The organism is Marinobacter sp. EVN1 (assembly GCF_000475375.1).
Classification (GTDB): domain Bacteria; phylum Pseudomonadota; class Gammaproteobacteria; order Pseudomonadales; family Oleiphilaceae; genus Marinobacter; species Marinobacter nauticus.
The window spans coordinates 198867-207854 of the sequence record NZ_AXCB01000005.1 but is presented as its reverse complement, the minus strand read 5'-3'; the positions used below and the strand labels follow the sequence as shown (position 1 = coordinate 207854).

The 8988-nt window shown below is 57.8% G+C and carries 7 protein-coding genes and 1 pseudogene; all 8 read left to right on the top strand.

What is annotated here, in order from left to right:
* Window positions 1-271 (top strand): annotated as a pseudogene (locus tag Q674_RS0120510) (potassium-transporting ATPase subunit B); the annotation flags it as partial.
* Window positions 272-281: 10 nt separating this feature from the next.
* On the top strand, window positions 282-887 hold the full coding sequence (gene kdpC / locus Q674_RS23055) for a potassium-transporting ATPase subunit KdpC (RefSeq protein ID WP_022992334.1): 606 nt from the start codon (window positions 282-284) through the stop codon (window positions 885-887).
* Complete coding sequence (locus Q674_RS23050) at window positions 884-3562, top strand: sensor histidine kinase (protein WP_023007866.1); 2679 nt, start codon at window positions 884-886, stop codon at window positions 3560-3562. Before kdpC ends, Q674_RS23050 begins: the two co-directional genes overlap by 4 nt.
* The gene (locus tag Q674_RS23045) at window positions 3559-4293 is read left to right on the top strand and encodes a response regulator (protein WP_023007865.1); all 735 of its coding nucleotides are present in this window, start codon (window positions 3559-3561) and stop codon (window positions 4291-4293) included. Before Q674_RS23050 ends, Q674_RS23045 begins: the two co-directional genes overlap by 4 nt.
* 558 nt (window positions 4294-4851) lie before the next feature.
* Window positions 4852-5805, top strand: a complete 954-nt coding sequence (locus Q674_RS23040) for an MbnP family copper-binding protein (protein WP_023007864.1) — start codon at window positions 4852-4854, stop codon at window positions 5803-5805.
* Window positions 5806-5810: 5 nt separating this feature from the next.
* Window positions 5811-7007, top strand: a complete 1197-nt coding sequence (locus Q674_RS23035) for a methanobactin export MATE transporter MbnM (protein ID WP_023007863.1) — start codon at window positions 5811-5813, stop codon at window positions 7005-7007.
* Window positions 7004-8251 (top strand): hypothetical protein, encoded by a 1248-nt coding sequence (locus Q674_RS23030; RefSeq protein ID WP_023007862.1) that lies wholly within the window; start codon window positions 7004-7006, stop codon window positions 8249-8251. The genes Q674_RS23035 and Q674_RS23030 overlap by 4 nt, the downstream gene beginning before the upstream one ends.
* Before the next feature lie 282 nt (window positions 8252-8533).
* The gene (locus Q674_RS23025; RefSeq protein WP_023007861.1) at window positions 8534-8782 is read left to right on the top strand and encodes a type II toxin-antitoxin system Phd/YefM family antitoxin; all 249 of its coding nucleotides are present in this window, start codon (window positions 8534-8536) and stop codon (window positions 8780-8782) included.
* Window positions 8783-8988 lie beyond the last annotated feature (206 nt).

Sequence of the window (8988 nt, the reverse complement as noted above, 5' to 3'; positions counted from 1 at the left end):
GCCAGCGCTGTTTGTCACCAGTCTGCCGGCCCTGGATGCCCTGAACGTACTTGATCTTGAAAACCCGATGAGCGCGGTGTTGGCCGCAACCATCTTTAATGCGCTGATTATCCCGGCGTTGATCCCCTTCGCCCTCAAAGGCGTGCAATTCAAACCGGCAACCGCCACACAGCTGTTGCGCCGCAACCTTCTGATCTTCGGATTGGGTGGCCTGTTGCTGCCGTTCGCGGCCATCAAGGCCCTGGATCTGATGCTCACCGTGGTTATCTGAGGAGACTGACATGATGACTGATTCAAACACTGGGGCCGTCACCCGGTCCGCTTCCTGGCTCTCTGCGGTGCGCGCGGCCGTCGTCCTGATCCTGCTGTGTGGCGGACTGTATCCCCTGTTGGTTACAACGGCCGGAAAAGTCATGTTTCCCCATCAGGCATTAGGGAGCATGATCATCGTGGACGACAAGATCGTCGGATCAGAACTGGTGGGGCAGCGGTTCGTCGCACCCGAGTACTTCCACGGGCGGCCTTCCGCGGCCAGTTACGATCCTTTCTCCGTTGGCGGCTCGAACTACGCGGCCAGCAATCCGGATCTTAGGGTCCGGGTTGCGGAGGATTCCGCGGCCATTGCCGAGCGAGAGGATATCGCTCCGACGTCCATCCCTGCGGACTTGTTGGCGGCCTCGGGTTCCGGCATAGACCCTCACATTTCGCCGGAATCGGCTATGATACAGGCCGAGCGTGTGGCGAAGGCCCGTGATATTCCGGTTGCCCAAGTCAATGAACTGATTGCGGAGCACACGGAGGGGCCTACCCTGGGGATCTTTGGCCAGCCGCGAGTCAACGTTCTGAAAATTAACCTGGCACTGGATGGCAAGGAGTTGAACGATTGAATCAAGGCGATCCGAATCGCCCCAACCCGGACGCGCTCCTGAAAACTCAGGAGCGTGAGTCCGCCGGGGGGCTAAAAATCTTTCTGGGTGCCGCTCCGGGCGTGGGCAAGACCTACCAGATGCTGCAAGCCGCCCACGAACTCAAGCGCCAGGGTGTGGACGTTGTTGTGGGTGTCGCGGAAACGCATGGTCGAGCCGATACGCTCTCATTGTGTGAGGGCCTCGAACAGCTCTCCGCAAAAGAAGTCGAATACGCCGGCAAGCAATTCCGGGAGTTTGATGTCGATGCCGCCCTGAAACGCAGACCGGATGTCCTGTTGGTGGACGAACTTGCCCACCGCAATATTCCGGGCACTCGGCACCCACGGCGTTACCAGGATATTGAAGAACTGCTGGATCAGGGCATTACCGTCTGGACGGCTGTTAACATCCAACACCTGGAAAGCCTCTCGGACGTGGTGGCCAGCATCACCGGTGTGCGAATGCGGGAAACCGTGCCGGATTCGGTCCTGGAACGGGCCCGGGACATCGTACTTGTCGATCTTACCCCCTCGGAACTCCTGGAGCGTCTGCGACAGGGTAAGGTCTATGTTCCCGAGCAAGCCCGTGCCGCCATGGACGGCTATTTCTCACCCTCCAATCTGTCTGCACTGCGGGAACTTGCCGTTCAGGCCATCGCCGAACGGCTGGATTCCGACGTTCGGGAGACAATGCAGTCCCGTGGGATCGAAGGCCCCTGGCACATTCGATCGCGAATGCTGGTTGCGGTGGACGGCTCTGGTCAGGGTGAATCCCTGGTTCGAGCCGCACGGCGGCTCGCCGAGCGCCGGAAAGCACCCTGGACCGTCGCCACTGTGGACAATGGCCGAGCAGGCGCCGATGAACGCCAACGGCTGGAAAAAGTGTTCGACTTGGCCACCCGCCTGGGCGCAGAGGTCAGAACGCTTCGCGGATACGACGTGGCCGGAGAAATCCTGGCCTTCGCGAGAGAGCAGAACGTCACAACCCTGATTCTCGGCCGCTCCCACAATCGCTGGTGGCACTTCCGAAAATCCACCAGCCGCGCACTGCTGAAAGACGCTGAGGCCTTTGAAGTCACCTTTATACCCGTGCCCAGAAAACAACGGCGTCGGCTTACTGAAGCCGCCGGCCGTCCGGTGAGATATAGCGACTATGCCTGGGCCGTCGGCAGTGTGGGTGCCGCAACCGCAATCGCCATGGGACTGCAGAACGTTCTTCCGCTGGGTAACCTGTCCCTGATCTTTCTGACATCCGTGCTCTGGGTGGCCTCCCGAACCGGGATTCGTCCAGCCCTGTTTGCCGCGGCTCTGAGCTTTCTGACCTACAACTTTTTCTTCACGGATCCTCGGCTTACCTTTCAGATGGCAGATACGGATGAGCTGCTGACGGTGGTGTTCTTTCTGATTATCGCAGTCACGGGAGGCAACCTTGCCGGCCGATTGCGCGACCAGGTCCAGATGCTTCGCGCCTCGAACGATCTCACTGACGCTCATCTGCAGTTTACCCGTCGGCTAGCGTCAGCGCCCGACATCACCTCCGTCCAGACTGAAGCGGTCGAGGCTCTCTATGCCCAACTCAAGCTTCCTTTGATTATTGCCCAACGGAGCCCTGAAAATGATGTAATCGAAGTGGTGGTTCAGGGCGGCCCGTCTCACTCACTCAATGAAGCGGCGCGCTCTGCAATCGACTGGGGCATCCGTAACGCCAAACCCAGCGGTGCGTTTTCCGACACTCTGAACAGCCTTCCGTGGCGCTTTGAACCTATTGAGGCCGATGGTGAAATCTACGGCGTACTAGGTATTCGAGTCGGCGATATGACCCCGGAGTATTACCGGGGCCTGGCCATCAATGTTTACGTTCATCAACTGGGATTGGCATGGTTCCGTACCCGCCTGGCCGCCAATCTGTCAGCATCACGGGTGGCAGAGGAAACTGAGCGCCTTCGCTCCGCGCTGCTCTCTTCCATCTCCCATGACTTGAGAACACCGTTATCCTCCATGATTGGCTCTGCCAGCACGCTGAAATCGATGTTCGGCCGGCTCTCAGATGAGGATCGCGATAGCCTTCTGGATTCAGTGCTCGGTGAGGGCGAGCGCCTGGATCGCTACATCCGAAACCTGCTGGACATGACGAAGCTGGGCCATGGCACACTCAAGATCGAGAGGGACTGGATCGCGTTCACCGACATCCTGTCCTCGGCGCTCAGGCGCACTAGGAACCTGATGTCGAAAGTCCGAGTTGAGCGGGATGTGGAAGAGAGCTTACCGTTGCTTTTTGTGCATCCAGCCCTTATTGAGCAGGCCCTGGTCAACGTGCTGGAAAATGCCGCGAAGTTCGCGCCCGACGACTCAACCCTGTCCATCCGGGCTCAACGGAAAGGCGATGAATTGATCATTGCGATCTCAGACGAGGGGCCAGGCATACCGGAAGACCAGCGTGGCCAGGTTTTCGATATGTTCTTCACCGGCGGTGAAGGAGACCGGGGCCCTCACGGTAGCGGACTGGGACTGGCGATCTGTCACGGTATGGTCGCGGCTCACGGTGGCCGGATTCAGGCTTTGGCTGGCCCAAATGGTATCGGGGCCACCATCGAAATAGCGTTGCCCCTGATAGAATCCCCTGAACAAGAGTCTAATCGGGAAGCCAGTGAATGACTGCCTCAGCACAGAACCGGGAAACGCCCTGTATCCTGATTATTGATGACGAACCGCAAATACGGCACTTCCTGCGGATCAGTCTGAAAACGGAAGGGTATGAGCTGCTTGAAGCGGAGAATGGTGAGGCCGGTCTTGGGCTTTGCGCGAGGCATTCACCGGATCTCGTGATCCTAGATCTGGGGCTTCCGGATATGGATGGCTCGGAGGTGCTCTCAGGCTTACGGGAATGGTCATCAGCTCCCGTTATCATTCTCTCGGTGCGGGATCGAGAACTGGAAAAAGTAAAAGCCCTGGATCTCGGCGCGAACGACTACGTTACGAAGCCGTTTGGCGTTGATGAGCTGCTTGCACGAGTTCGAACCCAGTTGCGTCTCCAACAGAAAGGAAAGAGCTCAGCTGCCCCTGAAACCTCAGCGATATTCGAGAACGGCGAACTAAATATTGACCTGGCTATGCACAAAGTCACGGTCAGCGGTGAGCCTGTCAGGCTCACGCCGAAGGAGTTTGCCGTGCTGAAGGTCTTGCTGCTTGCATCTGGAAAGATCGTCACACAATCGCAGTTGCTCAAGGATATTTGGGGGCCTACTCACACGACGGACACGCATTATCTGCGAATTCTAATTGGGAGATTGAGGCAGAAGCTCGGTGATGACCCCACGGAACAACGCTATATCCAAACCGAGCCGGGGGTAGGCTATCGATTTCTCGATTCTTCGGATCAGGCATGAACGATCGGGATGGAGGGTTGTGGACTTCACCCAAGAGTTTCTTTTGAACGATTGATGGACTGATTCAGGTCCACCAAGTGCTCCCAGCACACGACTGTGTCGCCGATGCAGTTCATACTAAGAAAAGAGTCTGCATTTCTTCATGGGAAGGTATTGGTAGACCTGCCTGAATGTTCACTTTGCGACCGAGCCGAGCTAAACAAAAGCGAACATTCACGGCCGCTCATGTCCACACGTTTCTCTCTCCCTGAAACACTCCGCGCAGCCTGCTCTGCCATCGCCGGCCACCTGACGGCGATCGACATCTCTGTTGCCTTCGATGTGTCGGTCGGGCCAGCCATCGTGATCATGACCCTGGGCATAGCTTTGCTCTGGTATTTGGTGCTCTGCGGCTTTGGAGCACGTCCTTCAGCTTGGATCCCTTCCTATTAGCCGCAGATTGTCTGCTGGTAGTAGGCGCGGCTGATAGGGTGCGACACTGTGCCACATACTTTTCTGGCAAACCCTCTCTCATACTTCTCTGAACGAAATAATAATCGTAATAACACGGAGAATGTTATGAATAAATGCGTTGGTCTGGGAGTAGTTTCTGGGCTTCTCGCTCTGGCGGGTTGTGGTGGGTCTTCCTCCTCTTCAGACACGAATCAGCAGTCTGCTGAAACCCAGCTAAGCCTTCCCTTCAAGGCCGTTGTCGGCACAGAGCCGGTGAGCTGCGGCACCACCTTTTCCGGCCTTGGCACCTCGGGTACTGACGTCAGCTTCGCTGATTTCCGCTTCTTCATTCATGACCTGGCGCTGGTTACCGATCAGGGCGAGGTGATCCCTGTTTCTCTCGATGCTTCCGCCGAAGGCCAGAATAGCAACGTCGCGCTACTGGACTTCCGCGACAAGGCCGATGTAAATGACAACGGTGATCTGGTGGATGTTTGCACCGCCGGTACTGACGACAATCCCGGTTTTAAAGATGCCGTTCAGGGCACCGTTACGCTGGATCCTGCTGTCACGATCCAGTCTGTGCAATTCACTCTCGGCGTACCGTTCGATCTCAATCACGCAAACCCCACCAGTGCCGAGGAGCCGCTTCGCAGTCCGGGACAGGCCGCTGGTATGACCTGGAACTGGCAGAACGGTTATAAATTCCTGGCGGCTGATGTATTGCCGGTCGGCGCCAGCCGTTGGAATCTTCACATCGGAAGTACCGGCTGCGAAGTAACACCGTCTGAACTCGAACAGGGCGCTGAGCCGGAGACCTGTGCCAATGAAAACCGGCTTCAGGTAACGCTGCCAGTCGGTGGGTTGGATCCCGAGGATCTGGCGATCCAGATCGACTACGCCGCCCTGGTGTCAGGATCAAACCTTGGTCTGGACGAGGGTGGTGCACCAGGTTGCATGTCTTTTCCAGGAGACCCTGAGTGCGATGCCGTCTTCGAGCGCCTTGCCCTGCCGTGGGGTGGCGAGCCAAACACCGGCGGTAACCCCAACGCTATGGTGTTCTCGATTGTCGAGCGCTAATCAGTATGTTTGTTAAGAAGCTTCGCGCGGGGCCTGTCTGGCCCGCGCTTCTGCTGTGCGTGTCGGCGCTCCTGTCCGGTTGCCTGGAGTCCAGTTCCACCACGGTGGATGACCAGGGTGCGCGGGTGTCCTCATTTGACTGGGACTTGCCGGAATCCATCCCCCTGCCGAAGGAGCCGGAAGACAATCCGATGACAGAGGCCAAGTTCCAGCTTGGTAGACATCTGTTTTATGATCGCAGGCTTTCGACCAATGGTACGGTCAGCTGCGCTGGCTGCCATCAGCAAGACAAGGCTTTTAGTGATGGCGTGGCGCGACCGTTTGGTGCCACGGGTGAGCAGCATCCGCGTAACAGCCAGCCGCTCGTGAATGTTGCCTGGGCATCCACGGTGACCTGGGGCAACCCGAGCCTCGGAACCATCGAGCGCCAGATTCTACTGCCGCTCTTTGGCGATGATCCAGTGGAGCATGGCCTGAATGAAGCGAATTCGGAACAGGTGCTACGGAGCCTGCAGGCAGATCCGACCTACGGGCCGCTATTCCAGGCGGCCTTTCCAGAGCAAAACGACCCGCTGTTTGGCGATCTCGCATGGGACAACGTTGTGAAGGCGCTCGCCTCGTTCGTGCGTGGTCTGGTGTCATTTGACTCGAAGTTCGACCGGGGGGAACTCTCCGCGTCCGCACAGCGGGGCGAGCGCCTGTTCAACAGCGAGCGTCTGGAGTGCTTCCACTGTCACGCCGGTTATAATTTCTCCGATGCCACCGTGGACCGGCTGACCACGTTCAATCAGTTGATGTTCCACAACACCGGGCTTTACAACGTGGATGGAATGGGCGGCTACCCGGAACCCAATACCGGCCGCCATGAGGTGACAGGTGATCCCGATCACATGGGGCAATTCCGGGCCCCAACGCTGCGCAACATCGCCCTGACGGCGCCCTACAATCACGATGGCTCCGTGGAGACCCTTGAGGGTGTCATCCGTAACTACGCCGCTGGCGGACGGGTGCTGACCACAGGCCCCAACCCCGGTGATGGCCGAATGAATCCGTTTAAGGATGGATTCATCACCTCATTTGCAATCAGCGAGCAGGAAATCGACGACGTCGTTGCTTTCCTTGAGTCGCTCACTGACGAATCCTTCATCACCAATCCCCGCTTCAGCAATCCCTGGAACAGTACCGGTCAGGAAACACCATGATTCGAAAAACATTTATGCTTTTGACTGGGCTTGGCATGGCTATGCCAACGTTTGGCCACTATATACCCGGCGATGGCCCGGTTGAGCTTTCGGCCAGCGTTGTGGCGACCTGGCGATCAGACGACATTGTGGAACAGAACGACTACTGGCAGATACCGGGCGCGCTCATGGGCGGCCATGCCTGGCCCTACGAAAAGGGCGTGGCGGTTGACGAAGCCTTGTTGGGTCTTGGTGCCAGAATCAATGAGCGGACATTCGCCGTGATTGAGGTAGGGACACATGGCGGCGGTGATGGACACGGTGACAGCGCCGAAGTCCAGCACGCCTACCTCGGATTCCAATGCTGCGAGGAGCCGGGGCCCTGGGTGCTGGAGGTGGGGCGGATGAGCTCGGCCTTTTCGCCCTCGTTGGCGGCCCACGCCGGCGACCGTCTGACGAGCGAATCGCCGCTCGTGAACGACGTGTTTTTCGGGCGGGATTTTCACGATGAGGGGGTGCGCCTGTGGTGGCATGAAACGGCGGGCTGGTCGGCTGGCGCCGAGTACTGGCGCGGTAAGGCGTTTCCCGCCAACACTGACGGTGATGGTGCCTGGGATGTGTTTGCCAGGCATGCCTGGAGCGCAGGCCCGACCAGCATAACCCTGGGTGGTTGGTACTACCAGGCGGATGCCATCGCGAGGGCCGACCACCGCTATGGCGGAGGACATACCCACACCCCCGTGGCGCCGCCTGGGGCAACGGCCGAGGCATTCCCCGACACACGATTCACCGGCGACGTGGATGTCTATGGCATCCACGCTGGCCTGGAGTACCGGCTTTCGACTGACTGGGTAATGGGGTTGGAAGGGGAATGGATGCACTTTGCGATGGACGGAACGGTGCATGATGCCGTCGGCCGGCAAGCCCGTCTGGATGCCGATCAACAGGGGGGCTGGTTGCAGCCGTCGGTTTCGTGGCGCCGGCACACCCTTGGTCTGCGAGGGGAAATGCTGACCACGGACAATCATCTGACCGGTTCCGCGGCCCCCGTTTTGGCCGAGGACTCCGGGTTGGCCAATGCATCGGGCCATGACCCGATGCGATACACCGCGGTTTGGCGTTACCAGTGGCGACCAGATGTCGCCTTTCGGGCAGAAGTCATTCAGGACGAAACCCTGGCAGACGATGAACTGAGGTTCGCCTTTGGTGTGGTCTGGCAGGGCCGCCTATGGCCACAGAGTCGCATTCGGGGCCACCAACACTAAATTAGCTTGGATCAGTCGTCTTCGGTGCAACTATGCAGGCTTGCTTGCTGCCCAGATTCCGGGTGCGCTGGGGCTGGCAGCCAGCAGTCGCTAGCAAACTGGCGCCCCTTCTGAAGGCCGTGATCGCCCAACATGAATGTTCGCTTTGCGACCAAAGCTACTCATGGAGCTAAGCTAAATACAAGGTAGCGCTAGGCGCTGGAGTCCCCGATGGCTTATAGGGAGCCATGCTGCCCTCGGGAGCTCAGGCCTGTTAATAGATCTTTATATTGAGGCGTTCACATGGCCAGACAAACCTTCACTGAGGCTACTGTAAGCATCTCGGAGCTGAAAAAGAATCCTATGGCGGCACTGGATTCAGGGGCGGGATTTCCAATTGCTGTTTTGAATCGGAATGAGCCCATCTTTTACTGTGTTCCTGCTGCAGTATACGAGGCGATGCTCGACAGGCTGGATGATCATGAGTTGGTTGCCGTTGTTACAGAGCGAAGTGGAGAGCCAAGTATTCGAGTTGATCTGAATGAGTTTTGAGTGTTCGCTTTGCTTGCAGGCCCTCACCCCGAAGAGGGCCAAATCATGACATCCGCTCCTAATTTGAGTAGACCAGTTGGTTTTGTTACAAAAAATAACAGAAAATGTAGGCTGGCAAAGCTTGTATGGTAGTTTGTATGACGAACTAGGTTTCCAGGTTTAACTGTCTGATTTAAAACAAAGATTCGATTCCCATCGCCCGCTCC